The organism is Comamonas sp. wu1-DMT (assembly GCF_040187805.1).
GTDB lineage: Bacteria > Pseudomonadota > Gammaproteobacteria > Burkholderiales > Burkholderiaceae_C > Comamonas > Comamonas thiooxydans.
The window spans coordinates 26980-45749 of record NZ_JBANEM010000002.1 but is presented as its reverse complement, the minus strand read 5'-3'; the positions used below and the strand labels follow the sequence as shown (position 1 = coordinate 45749).

The following is an 18770-nucleotide window of genomic DNA, read 5'->3' as shown; positions in this document are numbered from 1 at the left end:
TCGAAAAGGCCTGTAGCCCTTGCCGATGAATCGCAAATAGCTATTGTTTTTGAAGAGATCTGAAAATGCCGACCTGGGAAGTCCTGATCACATTCTTTGGCGTGGCCTTGCTGCTGGGCCTGAGCCCCGGCCCCGACAACCTGTTTGTGCTGGCGCAATCGGCACAGCGCGGCTGGCGCGTAGGGCTGTGCGTGGTGCTGGGCCTGTGTCTGGGCATTGTCGGACATACGGCCGCCGTGGCACTGGGACTGGCGGCCGTGGTGGCCACATCGCCCATGCTGTTCACGGTGCTCAAGCTCTGCGGCGCTGCCTATCTGGCCTATCTGGCCTGGGGTGCATGGCATGCGCCGGTCAGCGTCGAAGAAAGTGCCAGGGCGCAGGAGCAGCGCGATGTGCTGACTCTGCGCTCCGCCATGGGCTGGGTGGGCAGAGGCGTGGTCATGAACCTGACCAACCCCAAGGTGCTGATCTTCTTTCTGGCCTTTTTGCCCCAGTTCGCCGACCCCGCTCGCGGCAGCGTGCCAGTGCAGATCATGGTGCTGGGCAGCGTCTTCATGGCAGCAGCTTGGCTGGTCTTTGGCTCTATCGCCTGTTTCTCGGGGCTCTTTGGCCAGATCCTGCAGCGCTCCGTGCGCGCCCAGCGCTGGCTGAACCGCATTGCTGCGACCGTTTTCGGTGCGCTCGCACTTCGCCTTGTGATGGTGCAACGCTAGAGGCAAACACTCTTTAAACTGGCGCGCCCCAGCAAAGGGGCAGCGAGCAAGGGCCTGTGCCGGCCGCGCCGCAGCGAGGCTTTCGTCCCCCTCAGTCCCTCTCTGTCCCCTCCCATAGTGTGCGAAGCACGTAGAGAGAGGCGCCCGGCAGGGGGAAGGCGCGTAGCGCCTCAGGGGGAGCTTGTCGTTCTTATCCCCAGGATAGCGCAGACAAGTCATTGACAAACACCGGCATGTCCTTCCACAGCCCGCGCAGCTTCTTGTTCGCCACGGTCACCCACTGCGGGGTGTAGAGAAAGCCGTGCACCGAATCATGCGCCAGCAGGCGCTGGGCGTCGCCAAGCAGGCGTGCGCGGTCGGCGGGGCGCGGTGTGTGCTTGATCTTGTCGAAAAGCTCGTTGAATTCCTGGGACTGGTAGCCCCAGTAGTAATCGGGCTTGGCAAAGTTGCCCAGATCAAACGGCTCCACATGCGAAATGATGGTCAGGTCGTAGTTCTTGTTGGTGTAGGTGCCCGACAGCCACTGTGCCCATTCCACATTCTGCAGCTTGAGCTGGATGCCGATCTTGGCCAGCTGGGCTGCAATCAGCTCGCCGCCTTGGCGCGCATAGGGCGCGGGCGGCAGCGTCATGGTCAGGGTCAGCGGGGTCTTGACGCCAGCTTCAGCCATCAAAGCCTTGGCTTTTTCCAGGTCAAAGGGGTTGACACCTGTGGTGTCCACATAGCCAAAGGCCGTGGGCACATAGTAGCTGCCGATGGGCACGCCATAGCCATCGGCGGCACCGGCAATCACGGCCTTGCGATCGATGGCGGCGGCAATGGCACGGCGCACGCGGATATCGCTGAGCGGCTTTCGCGCATTGTTGATGGCCAGAATGGTCTTGGCGCGCGAGTTGCTCACCACCACCTGAAAGCGGGCGTTGGCTTTGAACTGGGGCACGCTGCGCGGCGAGACGCGCGGGAAGGCATCGACATCGCCGGCCAGCAGGGCTGCAACCTGTGCTGCGGGATCGGGGATGAAGCGGAACACGGCGCGCTTGATGCGAATGCTCTGTGCCGAGCGATAGCCGGGCCAGGCGGTCAGCGTGACCGATGCACCCTTGGCCCAGGCCGCCAGCTTGTAGGGGCCGGTGCCCACGGGCTTGCTGGCGTTGGTGGTGGCGCTCTTGGGTTCGACAACGATGGAGGTTGCCTGACCCATCATGAACAGAAAGTCGGGATCGATCTCCTGGTTGGTCAGCACCACCGTATGCTCGTCGGCGACCTTGGTGCTCAGATTGGCAAAGGTGCGCTTGTCCTTGTTGGTGCTTTTGTCGGCGGCCGCGCGGTCGAACGAGAACTTGACGGCGGCAGCGTTGAAGGGCTCTCCGTTCTGGAACTTCACATCCTTGCGCAGGCGAAAGGTATAGGTCTTGAGATCGGACGAGACTTCCCAGCTCTCGGCCAGCAGAGGCGAGACGCTGCCGTCGGAGTTGATCTTGGTCAGCGTCTCAAACACGTTGTAGAGCACGACTTCGGCAATCGAGGAGGCCGCCCCGGCCGTGGGGTCCAGTCCTGGCGGCTCCAGCGTCATGGCCAGCGTGACACTGTCTTTCTTGGCCTGGGCCATGGCAGGCCAGGCGGCGAACAAGGGCAAGCTGGCAGCCGAGCTGGCCAGCAAGGAGCGGCGATTGAGCATCAACAAAGTCTCCGATGGGGGGGGGCTGGCCGCATGGGGCCATCAAAAGCGCTGCAAGTCATCGCGGGGAGCGGACTTGTTTCATATGCGTTTTTACACCAGTCGGAGCAGTCTTCGCAGTGGTCGCAGGCATATCGCTGCTGCGAGTGTGAACAACTGTTTGCCGGCCCGGTTCAGATGACTTGCGGTGCGGCCTTGACCAAGGCCTGGGTATAGGGGTGCTCGGGGGCGGAGAACAGCTTGCGCGGTGTGCCGCGCTCCACCACTTCACCCTGATGGAGCACTATGACCTGATCGCAGACATGCTGGACCACGGCCAGGTCATGGCTGATGAACAGATAGGACAGGCCCAGCTCGCGCTGCAGGTCCTGCATGAGATTGAGCACCTGGGCCTGTACCGAGACATCGAGCGCGCTGACCGGCTCGTCGGCCACGATCAGGCGGGGGCGGGTTATCAGAGCGCGGGCAATGGCGATGCGCTGGCGTTGGCCGCCGGAGAACTCGTGCGGATATTTGTCGGCGTCCTGCGCGCGCAGACCGACCTGGTCAAGCACGCTCAGCACCTGCTGGCGCCTGGCAGGGCGACTGAGCTTCTCATGAGTCGTTCCCAAAGGCTCGCTGACGATGGCTTCCACTGTCATGCGCGGGTCCAGCGACCCATAGGGGTCCTGAAACACCATCTGGAAGTCGCGCCGCGCGGCGCGCAGTTCCTGTTCGGACAGCCGGTGCAGATTGCGGCCCAGCAGTTCCACCCTGCCTTCGCTGGGGCGGTCCAGAGCCATGACCAGACGTGCCAGCGTGGACTTGCCGGAGCCCGATTCGCCGACCACGCCCAGGCTTTGTCCGCCCTGAAGCTCGAAGCTCACGCCGCGCAGCGCCTGCAGCGGCTCGGGCTTGTGCCACAGCGATGTACGGGGGCGTGAATATGCGCGTTTCAGGCCGCTAACCCTCAGCAAGATTGCGCTGCTGGTTCCAGCTTCAGAGGTTTCGGCTGGCTCGTTCATGTCCTTGCTCCTGCCGTCAGCACCTGTTCATACAGGCAGCGTGCCACATGGGGCTGGCGCCAGGAAGCGAGAGAGGCAGGTGCCGCCATGCTGGGCTGGTGCAGCGTGCGAGGCTGGGGACGCTGCACATAGCACTCGTCCTGAGTATGGGCGCAGCGGCCCGCAAACGGGCAGCCTGCGGGCAGGTCCACGAGCTCAGGCACGGCTCCGGCAATGGTGGGCAGATGGGCTGTACCTTCTGTGGCGTGGAGTTGCGGGCGTGCAGCAAACAGGCCGCGCGTATAAGGGTGGGCGCGCCTGGCGAACACCGCTTCCGTCATGCCGGATTCGACCACGGTGCCGCCATACATGACCAGCAACTGCTCCGCATTCTGGGCAATCACGCCCAGATCATGGCTGATGAGCACCAGCGCCATGGAATGCTCGGCCACCAGCTCCTGCAGCAGATCCAGAATGCGCTGCTGAACCGTCACATCTAGGGCTGTGGTGGGCTCGTCGGCCACCAGCAGATCGGGACCGCAGGCCAGAGCCATGGCAATCATGATGCGCTGGCGCTGGCCGCCGGAGAACTGGTGCGGATATTCATCGAGCCGCTGCGCAGCCTGTGCAATGCCCACTCTCTCCAGCAGCTCGGTGGCGCGGGCGCGGGCCTGGGCGCGGCTCATTCCCAGATGAAGCCGCAGCGGCTCTGCCACCTGGCGGCCGATGCTGTGCACGGGGTTGAGGGAGCTCATGGGTTCCTGAAACACCATGGCCATGCGGTTGCCGCGCAGGGCGCAGAGCTGGCGCTCGCTCAGGCCCAGTAGTTCCTGGCCGTCCAGCTGGATGCTGCCGTCCACCTGTGCGTGTTCGGGTAGCAGGCCCATCAGCGCCAATGCCGTCAGCGATTTACCGCAGCCCGATTCGCCGATCAGGCCCAGCGTGGCACCGCGCTCCAACGTAAAGCTCACATCGCGCACGGCCTGAGCCCGGCCGCGATGGGTCTGCAGATTGATGGTGAGGTTGGAGACTTCAAGCAAAGCCATGGTGATTCAACGCTCGCGTGTCAGTCGGGGGTCCAGCAGGTCGCGCAGACCGTCGCCCAGCAGGTTCAGGCCCAGCACCGACAAGGCGATTGCCAGGCCGGGCCAGACGGCCAGCAGCGGCGCCTGGAACATCAGGGTCTGGGCTTCGCTGAGCATGCGCCCCCAGGATGGCTGGGGCGGCTGCGTGCCCAGGCCCAGATAGGATAGGGCGGCCTCGGCCAGAATGGCCAGTGCAAACTGAATGGTAGCCTGCACGACGAGTACGGCCGCAATATTGGGCAGCACATGCTGCAAAGTGATGGCACTGCGGCTTTTGCCGCAGGCGCGCGCGGCCAGCACGTAGTCGCGCGCCCAGATGGCATTGGCCGAGGCGCGGGTGATGCGCACAAAGGTGGGGATGTTGAAGATGCCGATGGCAATGATGGCATTGACCATGCCGGCTCCAAACACGGCTGTGAGCATGATGGCCGAGAGCAGGGCTGGAAAGGCAAAGGTGAAGTCCGCCAGCCGCATGATGATTTCCTCCACCCAGCCACGGCGTGCAGCGGCGACCAGGCCCAGCACCACACCCAGCGTCAGACCTATGCCCACGGCGATCAGGCCCACGGCAATCGACGCACGTGCGCCGACCAGAATCTGCGAGGCAATATCGCGCCCGAAGGCATCGGTGCCCAGCCAGTGCCGGCTGCTGCTGGCCTGCAGGGCTGCGTCCATATCCACTTCATAGGCCGAGCCGGGGGTCCAGGCAAAAGACAGCAGAGCGGCGACAATCAGCAAGGTCGTGAGCAGGGCGCCGAGCACAAAGCTGCGGTGCTGCAAGGCGCGCCGGCCAAAGCCTTGGGGCTGTGTGCGCGTGAAGGCGCGTGTCGGGTAGTCGCTCACACTGGCGCGGGTATCGGTCTGCCTGCTCATATATCGCCGGCCTTGATGCGGGGGTCGATGGCGGCATAAAGCACGTCGACGACAAAATTCACCACCACCACCATGGCGGCCAGCAGCAGCACGCAGTTGCGCACCACGATCACATCTCGGTTGGAAATGGATTGAAAGATCAGCCGGCCCAGGCCCGGCAGATAGAACACGTTCTCCACCACGATGGTGCCTGCCAGCAGGTTGGCGAACTGCAGTCCCATGACGGTGACGACGGGAATCATGGCGTTGCGCAGCACATGACGCCAGAGCGCCTCGCCGCGTGACAGCCCCTTGGCGCGGGCCGTGCGCACAAAGTCCTCGCGCAGCACCTCCAGCACCGCAGAGCGGGTGATGCGCGCCAGGATGGCTGCCTGCACCACGGCCAGCGCAACGGCCGGCAGCAGCAGTGCCTGCAGCGCAGGCCAGAAGCCGCCGCCGGCCTCCTCGCTCCAGCCCGGAAAGCCGCCGGCCGAGAACCATTGCAGCTTCACCGAGAACAGCAGGATCAGAAGAATCGCAAACCAGAAGTTGGGGATGGCAATGCCGATCTGGGCCAGGCCCATGAGGCCTACATCGCCCCAGCGTTTATGGTTGGCGGCTGCAAACACTCCCGCAGCAATGGCCAGCACGGCGGTGATGCACATGGCCATGATGGCCAGCGGCACGGTGACCGCAAGGCGTTCCCAGACCAGTTCGGCCACGGGCGAGCCATAGACGTAGCTGTCGCCCATGTCGCCGTGCAGCAAGCCGGTTATCCACTGCCAGTAGCGCGTCAGCGCGGGCTGGTCCAGGCCCAGTTGCTGAACCATGGCCGTCACGGCCTCGGGCTCGGCATCGGGGCCCATGAGCATCTGGGCGGCATCGCCGGGCAGGACTTCCAGCACGGCGAAAACCACGATGGAGGCACCGATCAATGTGGCGACCAGCGTAAGCAGGCGTTTGAGCAAGAAGATGCTCATGGCGTGGGGCGTTGTTTCATCGTGAAGTGGGCTCAGACGCGGTGTTTGCGTGCTGCGCAGCATAGCGGCAATTGTGCCGCGTCCGGGAGGGGGTGGCTTTGTCCCGGGCGCTGCCATGTCTTGGGGAGCTTGGGATAATGTGGGTCGATACCGAGAACTTCACAGGAGCTGGCACATGGCATTGATGATTACCGATGAATGCATCAACTGCGATGTGTGCGAGCCCGAGTGCCCCAACGATGCCATCTATATGGGTGAGGAGTTCTACGAAATCGATCCGCACAAGTGCACCGAGTGCGTGGGTCATTTTGACGAGCCCCAGTGCGTGCAGATCTGCCCCGTGGCCTGCATACCGGTGAACCCCGAGTACATCGAAAGCCGTGAGGTGCTGTTCAAGAAATATGAGCTGCTTACGCAGGCCAAGAAAGAAAGTTAAGGCTCTTTGAGTCTGAATTCTTTGTATATCAAGCGCAAATAGCTCCTGATTCAGGAGCTATTTTTCATTCTGCCTCGGGTTCAGGCCTCGCCAGCTGCGGGCTGGGCGGCCTCGGGCGCAGGCTTGCGGGGTGGCTTGGGGCGTGGTGCCTTGGTGGTGTGGATCGCGAGAGTCGCCTTGTCCATCTGGCCGGCCACCATATCGGGCCAGGCCTTGAGCGAATGTGCGATGGCGTCTTCGATCAGCTTGAGTTGGTCGGGGGCCGGTTTTTTGAGCACCCAGCTGGCGACTTCGCCCTTGTGGCCGGGGTGGCCTATGCCCACGCGCAGACGCCAGTAATTGGGCGAACCCAGCTGGGCATGGATATCGCGCAAGCCGTTGTGGCCGCCATGGCTGCCGCCGAGCTTGAGCTTGACCACGCCGGGCTCGAAGTCCAGCTCGTCATGCACGACCAGGATTTCCTCGGGCTGAATCTTGAAGAAGCGGGCCAGTGTGCCGACCGACTTGCCCGAGAGATTCATGAAGGTCTGCGGCTCCAGCAGCCAGATGCTCTGGCCGTGGATGCTGGTGCGTGCCATCAATCCCCAGTAGCTGCGTTCTGGAACCAGGTTGACCTTGAGTTCGCGCGCCAGCGCATCGATCCACCAGAAGCCGGCATTGTGCCGGGTGTCTTCATATTCAGGGCCAGGATTGCCGAGGCCGACAAACAGTTTGATCATTGCTCGATTATCTTCTTGCCAGCAAAGCTGGGCGGGCGAGGGCTGTTGTGCATGGACCAAAGAAAAAGCCCACCGAGGTGGGCCTTTTCTTGGAGTACAGCGGCAGCCGCCGTACCGAAGTCGCAAGAATTACTTCTTGCCCTTCTTGGCGGGAGCAGCTGCGGGAGCAGGTGCGGCGCCTTCGGCAGGAGCCACTTCGGGCAGCTTGATGGAGATCAGCGAAGGGTTCTTGTTGGCGCCACGCACCACAGCCTTCACGCCGTTGGGCAGCTTCAGAGCTTGCAGGCCCAGCACGGACTTGGAAGTCAGGGCGCTCAGGTCCACCTTGATGAACTCGGGCAGGTTTGCGGGTTCGCAGATCACTTGCAGTTCGTGCATCAGAGGAGTCACGGTGCAGTTCTCGACCTTCACGGCGGGGGATTCAGCGGCGCCTTCGAAGTGCAGGGGCACGTTCATGTGCAGCTTGGTGTTGCCGTCCACGCGCTGGAAGTCGATGTGTTGCACCAGCTTCTTGTAGGGGTGGAACTGCACGTCGCGCAGCACGACCTTGGTCACTTGACCGTTGATTTCCATGTCCAGGATGCTGGAGTGGAAAGCTTCCTTGTGCACAGCGTGCCACAGGGCGTTGTGATCGATTTCGATCAGTTGGGCTTCACCAGCACCGTAAACGATACCGGGGGTCTTGCCCGACAGACGCAGACGGCGGCTCGCACCCGTACCTTGCTTGGCGCGCTCAGTAGCGACGAATTGCATAACTAACTCCTAGATGGGCGGACCGCGACCAGTCTCGCCCGATTGATAAAAGAATCTGCACCTTGCAGCAAGGCCGTGGATTCTTGCGGTGGCCTCGAAACGGTCAAACCTCCCGAAGGAGGTTTGCTTGGGCTCGAAGCCGAAAAACCAGAGATTTTAAGCGGTAAACAGACTGCTCACCGAATCACCTGTGGAAATGCGGTGAATTGTCTCGGCAAACAGGCCGGCTACGGACAGCTGGCGAATCTTGCCGCACTGCTGGGCTGCGGGGCTCAGAGGAATGGTGTTGGTCACAACCACTTCGTCCAGAGCGCTGCCGTTGCCGATGCGTTCCAGGGCCGGGCCCGAGAAGATGGGGTGCGAGCAGTAGGCGTACACGTTCTTGGCGCCGCGCTGCTTGAGCACTTCGGCAGCCTTCACCAGCGTGCCGGCGGTGTCGATCATGTCGTCCATGATCACGCAGTTGCGGCCGTCGATATCGCCGATCACGTGCATGACTTCGGACACGTTCGCCTTGGGGCGACGCTTGTCGATGATGGCCAGATCGCAACCCAGTTCCTTGGCCAGGGCGCGAGCACGCACCACACCGCCAACGTCAGGGGAGACAACGATCAGGTCTTCGTAGTTCTTCTGACGCAGATCACCCAGCAGCACAGGGGTGGCGTAGATGTTGTCCACGGGAATGTCGAAGAAGCCCTGGATCTGGTCGGCGTGCAGGTCCATGGTCAGGACGCGCTCGACGCCAACTGCCTGCAGCATATTGGCCACCACCTTGGCAGTGATGGGCACGCGGCTGGAGCGGGGGCGGCGATCCTGGCGGGCATAGCCGAAGTAGGGGATCACGGCGCAGATGCGCTCGGCCGATGCGCGCTTGAGGGCATCGACCATGACCAGCAACTCCATCAGGTTGTCGTTGGTCGGAGCGCAGGTGGACTGAACCACGAAAACGTCGCGGGCGCGAACGTTCTGCTTGATCTCGACCGCGACTTCTCCATCGGAGAAGCGGCCAACGTCAGCAGCACCAAGAGAGGTGCCGAGGTGCTTAACAATCTCTTCGGCCATGCCAGCATTGGCATTGCCTGTGAAGACCATGAAATCAGAGTGATGTGAATGCATTGTGCGTCCCAGTGCTGTGGGTTGCTATGACGCAAGAAGATGTTTGGCAGGGGAAGAAGGATTCGAACCTTCGCATGCCGGAATCAAAATCCGGTGCCTTAACCAACTTGGCGACTCCCCTACACAGGCCTTTTGTCGAAAACAAAAAGCCTTATAACTTGTTCTCTGGAATCCAGCTATTAAGTGGGTGTTTTTCCAGATTTCTGCAAATCTTGATCTGCCATGTGCTAGATGCACAGCTCAAATCAATGCTTTGCGTTATCGGTGCAAATACCGCACTTCCAGAGCCCGTCATTGTAGCATGCAATTTGCGTGATTCGAGCCAGCTTCTGGCTTTCATCACCTCGGGCTGCAAGCCTTCAGCGACCGGCTGCAGGTCGTTTCGGCCAAAGCCGAAGTGATTCGCAGCGAAGTCCGCAACTATAGCAGGCTTTGTGTCGCGTTTCAGGAGCTCGCTGGAAAAAATCTTGCCCGTTTCCAGGCCCTGTTCGGGCTTGACCACCAGGAACTGCTGCTCCGGCAAGGCATTGCGGCCTGTCAGCGGGGTGATGATTTCGCCGATGCCGCTGACCCAGGCCGAGTGACCGCAGAGGAAAAAGGGGACATCGGCGCCGAGCTTCAAGCCTATGTCTTGCAGTTCCTGGCGTGAGAGCTTCAGATTCCAGAGGCGGTTCAATGCCATCAGCGTGCTGGCTGCATCGGATGAGCCGCCCCCCATGCCGGCTTGGGCGGGCAGGTGCTTTTCAATCCCTATGCGCACGCCTTGCGTGCAGCCTGTGGCTTGCTGCAGGGCACGGGCCGCGCGTGTGATCAGATCATCGGCAGGCAGGGCAACGCCGTTGAGGTCTTCACGGCTGATCTGGCTGCTGACCGTGCGCTCGAGATGCAGCACATCATGCCAGTCGATGAGCATGAAGACGGATTCCAGCAGGTGATAGCCGTCAGGCCTGCGGCCGGTAATATGCAAAAAAAAGGTTGAGCTTGGCCGGGGCCGGCACGTCATAGAGCGAGTGCATGGCGTGTATGTGTCAGTAAGAGAAAAACGGTGCAACGATAGCACCGGGTTGCCGGCCAGTCAGCGAGCGTCCTGATCGAGAACGATGCGCAAGGAAGCCTCGGGTGGGGGGCTTATACGGTCGGCACGCAGGCGGCCATCGTTGATGCGCGAAAGATCTGTCTGCCAGCCGGTCACAGCCGTGTTCTTGCCTTGCAGCCAGTCGAACAGCGCGGTGACGGGAATCTCGCTGCCTGTCATGCGGGTGATGAGCTCAGGCAGGGAGTCTGACTGGGTGATCTGATCGCCCTGCTGCAAGGTGGCTCCGGCACGCGTCCATTGCAGGCGGGCCATGATGGATCCCAGCGGGTTGAAGACCAGCAGTGTTCCGCTCTCGGGCTGGCCTTGCAGCTCAAAACCGGCGCTGAAGGATTGCTGCCGGGCATCCTGGACCTGCAGCGCCATGCGGCCGGACCAGTGGTGACTGGCCGTCACATCGAGCTGCAGCTGCCGTGCCGGTTGGGCGCAGCCGCCGAGCATGGCCACTCCCAGAGCCAGCCCGAGGGCTGGCAGAATTTTCAAGAAAGTCGGCCTGCGCTTCATGGCGTCACTTTGTAGCGTTTGAGGGTTTCCAGCAGAGTGTCATTGCTGCTGTCTGCCTTCATGCCCTGGCGCCAGATGAGTTGGGCGCGGTCTTGCTTGCCTTGGGCCCAGAGAACTTCCCCCAGGTGGGCGGCAATTTCCGCGTCCTGACGCGTGGCATAGGCCTGCTCCAGCAGTTTTTCGGCTTCGTCCAGATTGCCGCGGCGGAAATGCACCCAGGCCAGACTGTCGGTGATGAATGGATCGCCGGGCTGCATGTCCAGAGCGGTCTGGATCAAGGTCTGCGCTTCTTCCAGCTTGATGCCGCGATCAGCGTAGGAGTACCCCAGTGCGTTGTACGCATGCTTGAAATCGGGTTTGCGCTTGATGATGTCGCGCAGCAGGCGCTCCATCTCGCTGAAGTTTCCGGCTCTTTCCGCGAGCAAGGCGGTGTCGTAGGCCAGCTCCACATCATCGGGTGCCTGGCTCAGCAGCTGAGCTTGCAGCGCATAGGCTTCCTTGTTCAGGCCTGCGTCGCGCAGTAGCTGCACCTCGGCAATCTGCTTGAGGCGCTTCTGGTTGGGACCGTTTGCAGGAATGGCCTGGATCAGGGCGCGAGCTTCCTTCACCTTGCCCTGGCGAGCCAGCAGATCAGCGCGCCGAGCCTGCACGCTGAGCAGGTTGGCGGCATCGGGAATGCGCTGCAGATAGATGTCGGCTTCGTCGTAGCGCTGACGCTTCTCGGCCAGATCGGCCCTGAGCAGATAGAGCTGGGATTCGCCAGCAGCGCGACCCACACCCTCAGGCAGCTTGGGCAGCAGAGCGCTGAACTGTGTCAGGGAAACGTCGGCAGCATCCAGCTCGCCATCCTGCAATTGCAAATTGGCGAGCATGACCCAGGCTTCCGGAAATTCGGGCGCCTCGCGCGTTATGAGCTGCAACTGGGTCTTGGCATCGGCGTTGCGTTTTTGTCCCAGCAGCACGCGGGCATAGGTCAGGCGCAGTTGTGGCGAATGATTCTTTTCAAGATAGCGCTTGACCAGCGGCTCCACTTCGGCGGAACCCGATTCCAGCAGTTCCATGGCCAGCAAGGCGACGGCACCCGATTCAGGACCCAGCTTGGCGCCGTTCTGCAGCGCCTGCAGGGCGGCAGGCTTTTGACCGGCGATCAGGCGCATATGGCCTATGGCGGCCCAGGCCATGGGGCCGTTCTTCGGGTCCTTTAAATCGATTTCCAGCGCTTGCTCGACCACATCGGCGGCCAGGGGCTTGTCCGAGGCATTGTTGTAGAGCTGGGTGATGGCCAGAAAAGTGGCGCTGCGATTGGCTTGAGGGGTCAGCTCGACCTCTCGACGCAGATAGCTGGCCGAGTCTGCAATGCGGTTCATCACCACCAGAATGCGCAGCACTGCGCGGTTGGCATCGCGTGATTCGGGGTAGGCCTCCAGCCAGGCGCGGGCATTGCGCAGTGCGCGGTCGCCCGAGCGGGACTGAATGGCAAGTTCGGTGGCGCGGCGATAGAGCTTTTCGTTGTTGCTGCTGCGCGCGGCCTCCATCATCAGGGCCTGGGCGTCCGTCAGGGCGCCTTCCTGAGCGGCCATCTCTCCCACCAGGATTTCGTAGAACAGCTCGGCAGAGAGGGCTGCTTGCTCATTCTCACGCTCCGCGGCCTGTTCGAGATCAGTGCTTTGCTCGATCTTGTCCTGCTGGGATGGCGGGTCAGCGGTCTGGGCGGATGCGATTGCCGATCCCATGGCCAGAACGGCGGCCACGGCGAGTCCCTGAAAACGTAGAGGATGAACCATCGGCTCATAATAATCCAAGCTTGTTGAACACTTGGCGAAGATGAGATTGCATGCCTGAGTTGCCCGAAGTCGAGGTTACGCGCCGCTCTTTTGCTGACCGCATTGCGGGTGCGCAGATTGAGAAAGCCACCTTGGGAAAGCCCCTGCGCTGGCCTCTGGGGCTGTTGCCGCAGGCACTGGTCGGCAGAGTCGTGCTGGGCGTGCGCAGACGCGGCAAGTATCTGCTGCTGGACCTGAGCGAGGGTCTGCTGCTCATGCACCTTGGCATGTCTGGCAGTCTGCGCTTTGCGGGCCGCGACGAGGAGCCGCTGGGTACTGGCGGAGCGCATGATCACTTCGACCTGCAGACATCGCGCGGCTTGCTGCGTCTGCATGATCCGCGCCGCTTCGGAGCCGTGATCTATGTTCCGGATGAAGGCGATGTCCTGGCGCGCAAGCTGCTTGACCATCTGGGTATGGAGCCGCTGAGCGACGGATTCACGCTGGACGCCTTTCAAGCCGGGCTGGCTGCCAGTCGCTCGCCCATCAAGCAGTTGTTGCTCAGCGGCAGCGTGGTGGTCGGTGTCGGCAATATCTATGCTTCCGAGGTGTTGTTTCTCTCGCGGATTCACCCGGCAACACCGGCGCGCGATGTGGGCAGGCGCAAGGTCAAGGTTTTGTATGAGGCCATTCGCTCCGTGCTGGCCTTGGCGGTGGAGAAAGGCGGCACGACCTTGCGCGATTTTTCCGCGGCCAACGGCATGGAAGGGCACTTTCAGCTGGAGGCCCAGGTTTATGGCCGCGATGGCCTGCCTTGCTCGCATTGCGGTGCCGCCATCCAGCTCATGCGCCAGGGGCAGCGCAGCACCTATTACTGCGCCCGCTGCCAGAAGGCCGCGAAAACTCTCTGAATTTGATAGCTAATACCGCAGCTTGAGTATGCGTTCAGGCATGTTTTGACGTCACAATTTCATTTTGATGCTTGATATGCCTCAGAGGCGTCGCCAGTGCCCAGGCATTGGCGCTGTTCTGCGCCGTTGCGCGCAGATACTTGGCGGCTGGAGATATCAGGCCAGCCTCTGGAAGAGCCGTAGATGCTGTCAAGGGGCAATGCTATATATTGATCAGGCGGTCAGCCCTGGCTGACCCGGCGACTCAGACAAACAAGAGGGGTAGATGTGTCAGCTTCATTCAACGAGCAGTTTGGTCAGTATGGCGCATGGCGACGGGGTTTTGCCACCCAACTGCAGGAGCTGCGTGAATGGTTGATGGCCCAGGATCTGCTGGACGCCTCGGTGCAGGAGCGCTTGCAGAGACTGGAAGAGCAGATGCGCACCGACAAGGTCATGGTTGCCTTCGTGGCCGAGTTCTCGCGCGGCAAATCCGAGCTGATCAACGCTGTCTTCTTTGCCCATTACGGCCGCCGGTTGATGCCGGCCAGTGCAGGCCGCACCACCATGTGTCCGGCGGAGCTGGGCTGGGAGCCGGAGCTGCCGCCTTGTCTGCGTCTGCTGCCCATCGATACCAGAGAGTCGCCGGAGAGCCTCGGCCAGTGGCGCATGCGTCCCGACGCCTGGGTGCAGCAGCCGCTGGATATCGCCGATGCGCAGCAGATATCCGACACGCTGGCCAAGGTGGCGGAGGTGCGCAAGGTCTCCATCGATCAGGCCAGGGCCTGGGGCTTTTGGCATGACGACGAGGCTGCCGACAACCCCATGGTCGATGCCGACGGCTGGGTCGAAGTGCCGATGTGGCGCCATGCCTTGATCAATATGCCCCATCCTCTGCTCAAGCAGGGACTGGTGATTCTCGATACGCCTGGTCTGAATGCCGTGGGGGCCGAGCCGGAGCTGACCGTCAATCTGATACCCCAGGCACATGCCGTGGTCTTTGTGCTGGGCGCCGATACCGGCGTGACCAAGTCCGACCTTGCCATCTGGCGTGACCATGTGCTGCCGGCAGGAGCCGGCAAGGCGGGGGGCGATGACGCTCTGGCAGCATCGCGTCTGGTGGTACTCAACAAGGTGGATACGCTGTGGGACAGTCTGAGTTCCGGCGCGCAGGTGCAGGCCCAGTTGCGCCGTCAGCAGCAGGACTCGGCCCAGTTGCTGGGGGTGGCGCTGGAGCGCGTGCTGCCCATCTCCGCCCAGAAGGGGCTGGTCGCCAAGGTGGGGCGTAACGACAGCCTGCTTCAGGCCAGCGGCCTGCCCGCTTTTGAAGACCTTCTGGCCAATGGCATCATGGGGCAGCGCCAGAAAGTGCTGCAGGCCGCTGTGCGTACCAATGTGCAACAACTGCAGTCGCAGGTGGAGCGCGTCATCAATATGCGCCGCGGCGATCTCGACGACCAACTGGCCGAGCTCTGCGGCCTGCGCGGCAAGAATGCGACGGTGATTGCCGGCATGCGTGCCCGTATCGAGGCCGAGCACAAGGAATTCGACCAGAGTGCCAGCCGCATCCAGGCCATGCGCAACATCCATATGCGCATGCTCAAGGAACTTTTCCTGCTTTTGAGCTCGAGCACTTTGAAGGCCGAACTGGCCGAGCTGAAAGAAGCGCTGGATCAGCGTGGGCTCAAACTTGGCCTGCGCAAGGTCTATGAGCAGACTTTCGAGCGTCTGCATGCCGTGGCTGCAAAGGCGCAGGACCAGGCCGATGAGATCCAGGCAATGATGAGTTCCTCGTTCAAGGAGCTCAATGCGGAGTTTGGCTTCTCCCTGCAGACACCGCCGCAGCTGGTGCTGTCCGAGCTCAAGGATGACTTGCGCAGCATCGAAGGCAGTTACACCCAGTATCTGGGGCTTGGCAGTGTCATCAGGCTCGGCAGTGCCGACTTTTCGCAGCGCCTGATCAAAGCTCTGGCGCTGCGTCTGCGCACGGTGTTTGAAGCGGCATCGAACGACGTGGATATGTGGAGCAAATCACTGACTGCACCAGTCGATGCACAATTGCGCGAACGTAAACGCAGTTACACGCGCCGCCTGGAGGCCGTGGACCGGATCAGCGGTGCAGCCACTGAGCTGGAGGAGCGCATTGCAGACATGGAAAATGCACAAGCCCGCCTGGGCATGCTGCAGACGCAGCTGATCAGCGCATCGGCACAATTGCTGGATCCGATTGCGGCCGAGCGGCCGCAGGCCGCGTCCATGCCGTTGGACATCAACCTGGTAGCTTGAAATCTTGACTCTCCCTTCGATTGCCGCAGCCGTAGTGCAGTGGCAGGCCAGCCATGGCCGCAATCATCTGCCCTGGCAGCAAACCCGTGACCCTTACCGCGTCTGGCTGTCTGAAATCATGCTGCAGCAGACCCAGGTCAGCACCGTGCTGGGCTACTACCAGCGTTTCCTGGACGCTTTTCCGGATGTGGCCAGCCTGGCGGCTGCACCGCAGGATGCCGTGCTGGCGCTGTGGAGCGGCCTGGGCTACTACAGCCGCGCGCGCAATCTGCATAAATGCGCGCAGACCGTGATGGAGCAATGGGGCGGGGCTTTTCCGCAAACGGCCGAAGAATTGGCGACCTTGCCAGGCATTGGTCGTTCCACGGCCGGCGCCATTTCATCGTTCTGCTTTTCCGAGCGGGTGCCGATCCTGGATGCCAATGTGCGACGTGTTCTCACAAGGGTGCTGGCGTTCGATGCGGATCTGGCTCAGTCCAGAAATGAAAAGCAGCTGTGGGAACACGCCCAGCAACTGTGCCCCACCGAGAATCTGCACGAAGCCATGCCGCGCTACACCCAGGGCATGATGGACCTGGGCGCCAGCGTCTGCACATCGCGCAAGCCCACCTGCCTGGTGTGTCCTCTGCACTCCGAATGCCGGGCGGCCCGCGCCGGCAACCCGGAGAACTATCCTGTGCGCACGCGCAAGATCAAGCGCAGCGCCGAGTCCTGGTGGCTGCTGCTGGCGGTGGACGTGCAGCGCCGCGTATGGCTGCAAAAGCGTCCGCAAGCCGGTATCTGGGCCGGGCTTTACAGCCCGCCGGTCTTTGAAGACTATGCGGCACTGCAAAGCCATGCGCAGGCCGCATGGCCTCAGGACGGGACCCGGAGCTGGCAGGATCTTCCCGGCTTTCTGCATGTGCTGACCCACAAGGATCTGCACCTGCATCCGGTTCTGGTGCCCGTCGATCAGGCGCACGCCGCCCTGGTCTCGGAGGCCGATGAGTCCTGCTGGGCGGATGCCGCGGCCTGGGCGGAGCTGGGTCTGCCGGCCCCGATCCGCAAGCTGCTCGATGCCGAGCTGGCCTGAATGCCTGCCGCATGAATGAAAAAAGGTGACGGCCGGCGTCACCTTTCTTGATGGCTGAAGATTTCAGAAGCGCAATCTGGGCATCAGCATGGAGCAGCGCAGCCCCATCAAGGCCAGCCACAGGGCCCTGGCCTGAGGGTTGCCGCGCTGTGTCTGCAATTGCCGGCCGGCGGCCACCACCTGCTGGCGCAGGACTTGCTGCGCCTTGCGGTCGCCTTGGCTTTGTGCGCTCAGCCAGAGTTGCTGGTACTGCTGCACGCTGAGCTGGCAAGGCTCGCCAAACAGATGGCGCGACGAGGTGTTCAACAAGGCCTGAGCCTGCGGAGTGTGTCGTGACTGGTTCATGCGGCCTCCTCTTGTTTCGAAGACTTGCCTGGCGCTTCGCTCTCGCTGCGTCCAAAGGCGTACCAGTCCACATGACGGGTACAGATCATGACCAGGGCCAGCACGCCGAACAGGGCGATGGAGCCGACGACCAGAGCGGTCTGCTCCAGCTGCAGCAGCACATACAGCAGGCCGTACAGGGCCGAGATGGCAATCGCGAACGGCAGGCCGCGTCTGATGCTGCCCAGAATGTGGCTGGCATAAAAGGCCAGCAGAGCCACGCAGGAGCTGGCCGCAATCGCATAGGCCGTGGCAAAGCCCAGATGCTCGGACAGGCTGATCAGCAACAGGAAGAAGCTGCACAAGGCCGAGCCGACCAGCAGGTACTGCACGGGGTGAACGCGCAGCTTTTTCATGACTTCGAACAGGCCGACCGCGACAAAGGTCAGGATCACAAAAAGAATGCCGTATTTGGTGGCGCGCTCGCTCAGCGAATAGACATTGACGGGGTTGACGAACTCCGTGTCCATGGTTTCGAGGCAGGGGCCGCTGTCGTCATGGCCGCGGGCTGCGGAGGCGGCATAGGTTTCCGAGCTGCCCCAGTAGCCAGGGCTGCAAAGACGTTGCTGGCGGGTGAAGGCCGTGCTGGCAGAGGTGGCCAGCGAGGACAGCTCCCAGCTGGCGGTAAAGCCGCTGTCCGTCACTTCGCGTCGGCTGGGTAGAAAGCTGCCGCCAAACGAGGGATGAGGCCAGTCGGCCGTCAGCGTGACCTTGCTTTCCGTGGCGATGGGGCTGAAGGCGAGCTGCTCCGTGCCCAGCAACTGCAGCTTGAGGTCCAGATTCAGGGCTTGGCCTTTTTTCAGCAGGCTGGCGTCAATCTCCGCCTGGATGCCCTTGCCGTAGCGCTCCAGCGGAGTGCCGGATTCGACCGCCAGGTCCTGGCCGTTGGCCTGCAGCGTCGCGCTGCGGATGCCGCGGGGGTCGCTGAGCGCGAATGCCGCAAAGACTTTCTTGCAGCGCACCACGGCGTTGGGCTCGCTGGGTTTGGGCAGCTCCGCATACTGCGCGGCATTGGCAAAACCGGCCGATATCTGGTCGTGCAGCACATAGGTGTTGATGTGGTGCAGGCCGCGTGAGCGCTCTTCCATTTTGGCGTTGGCATCGTGGTTGAGCGTGTCGGGCAGCAGCATGCGCTGGAATTCGCGGGTGCTGTACTCGATTTTCTTGCCATTGGTCGTGCTGGTGGTTTCGGTGCAGTTCTGCACCAGGGCCGGGCCGATCAGCGTCTGCGTGCCGGCCAGGCTGGAGACCACGCTTTGCACGGCGTAGTCGCGGTTGCGTATGCGGTCTTTCACCACATCCTGAATCATGGACAGGCCGGCCATGAGCAAGGCCAGAACGATCAGCAGTGAGACTGTCTTGAACAGCAGTCGGTTTTTCATGCGTGCTCCTGAATGAGGGGTTTCAGGACGCAGTGTCAGCAGCGACTGTGTGGATGCAATGAAGTCTGTGAAGTGGGCGTG

17 protein-coding genes, 1 tRNA gene and 1 pseudogene are annotated in these 18770 nt (G+C 62.1%); 5 read left to right on the top strand and 14 right to left on the bottom strand.

From position 1 onward, the window contains the following. Positions 1-65 precede the first annotated feature (65 nt). Complete coding sequence (locus V8Z78_RS04290; RefSeq protein WP_349730990.1) at positions 66-713, top strand: LysE family translocator; 648 nt, start codon at positions 66-68, stop codon at positions 711-713. A gap of 190 nt (positions 714-903) precedes the next feature. Here the strand turns inward: V8Z78_RS04290 and V8Z78_RS04285 are convergent, their stop codons facing one another. The 5 genes from V8Z78_RS04285 to V8Z78_RS04265 all read right to left on the bottom strand — a co-directional run bounded on the left by V8Z78_RS04285 (position 904) and on the right by V8Z78_RS04265 (position 6291). Continuing rightward, positions 904-2391 carry an ABC transporter substrate-binding protein gene (locus V8Z78_RS04285; RefSeq protein ID WP_003066019.1) on the bottom strand — a complete coding sequence of 496 codons (1488 nt, stop codon included), beginning with the start codon at positions 2389-2391 and terminating at the stop codon, positions 904-906. 173 nt (positions 2392-2564) lie between these two features. Continuing rightward, a complete protein-coding gene (locus V8Z78_RS04280) occupies positions 2565-3395 on the bottom strand; it encodes an ATP-binding cassette domain-containing protein (RefSeq protein WP_179625558.1) in 831 nt (276 codons plus the stop codon). Beyond that, positions 3392-4420, bottom strand: a complete 1029-nt coding sequence (locus tag V8Z78_RS04275; RefSeq protein WP_349730989.1) for an ABC transporter ATP-binding protein — start codon at positions 4418-4420, stop codon at positions 3392-3394. The genes V8Z78_RS04280 and V8Z78_RS04275 overlap by 4 nt, the downstream gene beginning before the upstream one ends. A 6-nt stretch (positions 4421-4426) precedes the next feature. Then, entirely contained in the window at positions 4427-5332 is a 906-nt protein-coding gene (locus V8Z78_RS04270; RefSeq protein WP_349730988.1) for an ABC transporter permease, read from the bottom strand. Then, a complete protein-coding gene (locus V8Z78_RS04265) occupies positions 5329-6291 on the bottom strand; it encodes an ABC transporter permease (protein WP_003066026.1) in 963 nt (320 codons plus the stop codon). The genes V8Z78_RS04270 and V8Z78_RS04265 overlap by 4 nt, the downstream gene beginning before the upstream one ends. Before the next feature lie 175 nt (positions 6292-6466). On the opposite strand from V8Z78_RS04265, the gene V8Z78_RS04260 reads away from it, so the two are divergent. Next, positions 6467-6727, top strand: coding sequence for a YfhL family 4Fe-4S dicluster ferredoxin (locus V8Z78_RS04260; protein WP_003066028.1), 261 nt, complete (start codon positions 6467-6469; stop codon positions 6725-6727). Positions 6728-6807: 80 nt separating this feature from the next. Here the strand turns inward: V8Z78_RS04260 and pth are convergent, their stop codons facing one another. The 7 genes and pseudogenes from pth to V8Z78_RS04225 all read right to left on the bottom strand — a co-directional run bounded on the left by pth (position 6808) and on the right by V8Z78_RS04225 (position 12696). Further along, a complete protein-coding gene (pth, locus tag V8Z78_RS04255; protein ID WP_003066030.1) occupies positions 6808-7446 on the bottom strand; it encodes an aminoacyl-tRNA hydrolase in 639 nt (212 codons plus the stop codon). Positions 7447-7575: 129 nt separating this feature from the next. After that, on the bottom strand, positions 7576-8199 hold the full coding sequence (locus V8Z78_RS04250; protein WP_003066033.1) for a 50S ribosomal protein L25/general stress protein Ctc: 624 nt from the start codon (positions 8197-8199) through the stop codon (positions 7576-7578). Positions 8200-8355: 156 nt separating this feature from the next. Then, a complete protein-coding gene (locus V8Z78_RS04245; RefSeq protein WP_003066035.1) occupies positions 8356-9315 on the bottom strand; it encodes a ribose-phosphate pyrophosphokinase in 960 nt (319 codons plus the stop codon). A 44-nt stretch (positions 9316-9359) separates the two neighbouring features. After that, a tRNA-Gln gene (locus tag V8Z78_RS04240) sits at positions 9360-9436 on the bottom strand. Positions 9437-9466: 30 nt separating this feature from the next. Further along, positions 9467-10331: pseudogene (gene ispE, locus V8Z78_RS04235) on the bottom strand (4-(cytidine 5'-diphospho)-2-C-methyl-D-erythritol kinase). Between the two features lie 59 nt (positions 10332-10390). Beyond that, on the bottom strand, positions 10391-10912 hold the full coding sequence (locus V8Z78_RS04230; RefSeq protein ID WP_046461102.1) for a lipoprotein insertase outer membrane protein LolB: 522 nt from the start codon (positions 10910-10912) through the stop codon (positions 10391-10393). Beyond that, on the bottom strand, positions 10909-12696 hold the full coding sequence (locus tag V8Z78_RS04225) for a tetratricopeptide repeat protein (RefSeq protein WP_046461103.1): 1788 nt from the start codon (positions 12694-12696) through the stop codon (positions 10909-10911). Before V8Z78_RS04225 ends, V8Z78_RS04230 begins: the two co-directional genes overlap by 4 nt. 50 nt (positions 12697-12746) lie before the next feature. Here V8Z78_RS04225 and mutM point away from each other — a divergent pair, with 50 nt between their 5' ends. The 3 genes from mutM to mutY all read left to right on the top strand — a co-directional run bounded on the left by mutM (position 12747) and on the right by mutY (position 16923). Continuing rightward, positions 12747-13586, top strand: a complete 840-nt coding sequence (mutM, locus tag V8Z78_RS04220; protein WP_046461104.1) for a bifunctional DNA-formamidopyrimidine glycosylase/DNA-(apurinic or apyrimidinic site) lyase — start codon at positions 12747-12749, stop codon at positions 13584-13586. A gap of 267 nt (positions 13587-13853) precedes the next feature. After that, on the top strand, positions 13854-15851 hold the full coding sequence (locus V8Z78_RS04215; protein WP_003066046.1) for a dynamin family protein: 1998 nt from the start codon (positions 13854-13856) through the stop codon (positions 15849-15851). A 4-nt stretch (positions 15852-15855) separates the two neighbouring features. Beyond that, a complete protein-coding gene (mutY, locus tag V8Z78_RS04210; protein WP_003066048.1) occupies positions 15856-16923 on the top strand; it encodes an A/G-specific adenine glycosylase in 1068 nt (355 codons plus the stop codon). Between the two features lie 63 nt (positions 16924-16986). Here the strand turns inward: mutY and V8Z78_RS04205 are convergent, their stop codons facing one another. Beyond that, positions 16987-17268: a hypothetical protein gene (locus tag V8Z78_RS04205; protein WP_003066050.1), complete on the bottom strand. Its 282-nt coding sequence runs from the start codon at positions 17266-17268 to the stop codon at positions 16987-16989. Continuing rightward, positions 17265-18689 carry a cell envelope integrity protein CreD gene (creD, locus tag V8Z78_RS04200; RefSeq protein ID WP_003066052.1) on the bottom strand — a complete coding sequence of 475 codons (1425 nt, stop codon included), beginning with the start codon at positions 18687-18689 and terminating at the stop codon, positions 17265-17267. The genes V8Z78_RS04205 and creD overlap by 4 nt, the downstream gene beginning before the upstream one ends. Positions 18690-18770: the final 81 nt, after the last annotated feature.

Excerpts from the sequence above, each read along its gene's own strand:
- V8Z78_RS04270 (WP_349730988.1), bottom strand. The coding sequence starts at position 5,332 with ATGAGCAGGCAGACCGATACCCGCGCCAGTGTGAGCGACTACCCGACA.
- V8Z78_RS04265 (WP_003066026.1), bottom strand. The coding sequence starts at position 6,291 with ATGAGCATCTTCTTGCTCAAACGCCTGCTTACGCTGGTCGCCACATTG.
- V8Z78_RS04245 (WP_003066035.1), bottom strand. The coding sequence starts at position 9,315 with ATGCATTCACATCACTCTGATTTCATGGTCTTCACAGGCAATGCCAAT.
- V8Z78_RS04260 (WP_003066028.1), top strand. The coding sequence starts at position 6,467 with ATGGCATTGATGATTACCGATGAATGCATCAACTGCGATGTGTGCGAG.
- V8Z78_RS04225 (WP_046461103.1), bottom strand. The coding sequence starts at position 12,696 with ATGGTTCATCCTCTACGTTTTCAGGGACTCGCCGTGGCCGCCGTTCTG.
- V8Z78_RS04280 (WP_179625558.1), bottom strand. The coding sequence starts at position 3,395 with ATGAACGAGCCAGCCGAAACCTCTGAAGCTGGAACCAGCAGCGCAATC.
- V8Z78_RS04205 (WP_003066050.1), bottom strand. The coding sequence starts at position 17,268 with ATGAACCAGTCACGACACACTCCGCAGGCTCAGGCCTTGTTGAACACC.
- V8Z78_RS04230 (WP_046461102.1), bottom strand. The coding sequence starts at position 10,912 with ATGAAGCGCAGGCCGACTTTCTTGAAAATTCTGCCAGCCCTCGGGCTG.
- V8Z78_RS04250 (WP_003066033.1), bottom strand. The coding sequence starts at position 8,199 with ATGCAATTCGTCGCTACTGAGCGCGCCAAGCAAGGTACGGGTGCGAGC.
- V8Z78_RS04290 (WP_349730990.1), top strand. The coding sequence starts at position 66 with ATGCCGACCTGGGAAGTCCTGATCACATTCTTTGGCGTGGCCTTGCTG.
- creD (WP_003066052.1), bottom strand. The coding sequence starts at position 18,689 with ATGAAAAACCGACTGCTGTTCAAGACAGTCTCACTGCTGATCGTTCTG.
- mutM (WP_046461104.1), top strand. The coding sequence starts at position 12,747 with ATGCCTGAGTTGCCCGAAGTCGAGGTTACGCGCCGCTCTTTTGCTGAC.
- pth (WP_003066030.1), bottom strand. The coding sequence starts at position 7,446 with ATGATCAAACTGTTTGTCGGCCTCGGCAATCCTGGCCCTGAATATGAA.
- V8Z78_RS04285 (WP_003066019.1), bottom strand. The coding sequence starts at position 2,391 with ATGCTCAATCGCCGCTCCTTGCTGGCCAGCTCGGCTGCCAGCTTGCCC.
- V8Z78_RS04275 (WP_349730989.1), bottom strand. The coding sequence starts at position 4,420 with ATGGCTTTGCTTGAAGTCTCCAACCTCACCATCAATCTGCAGACCCAT.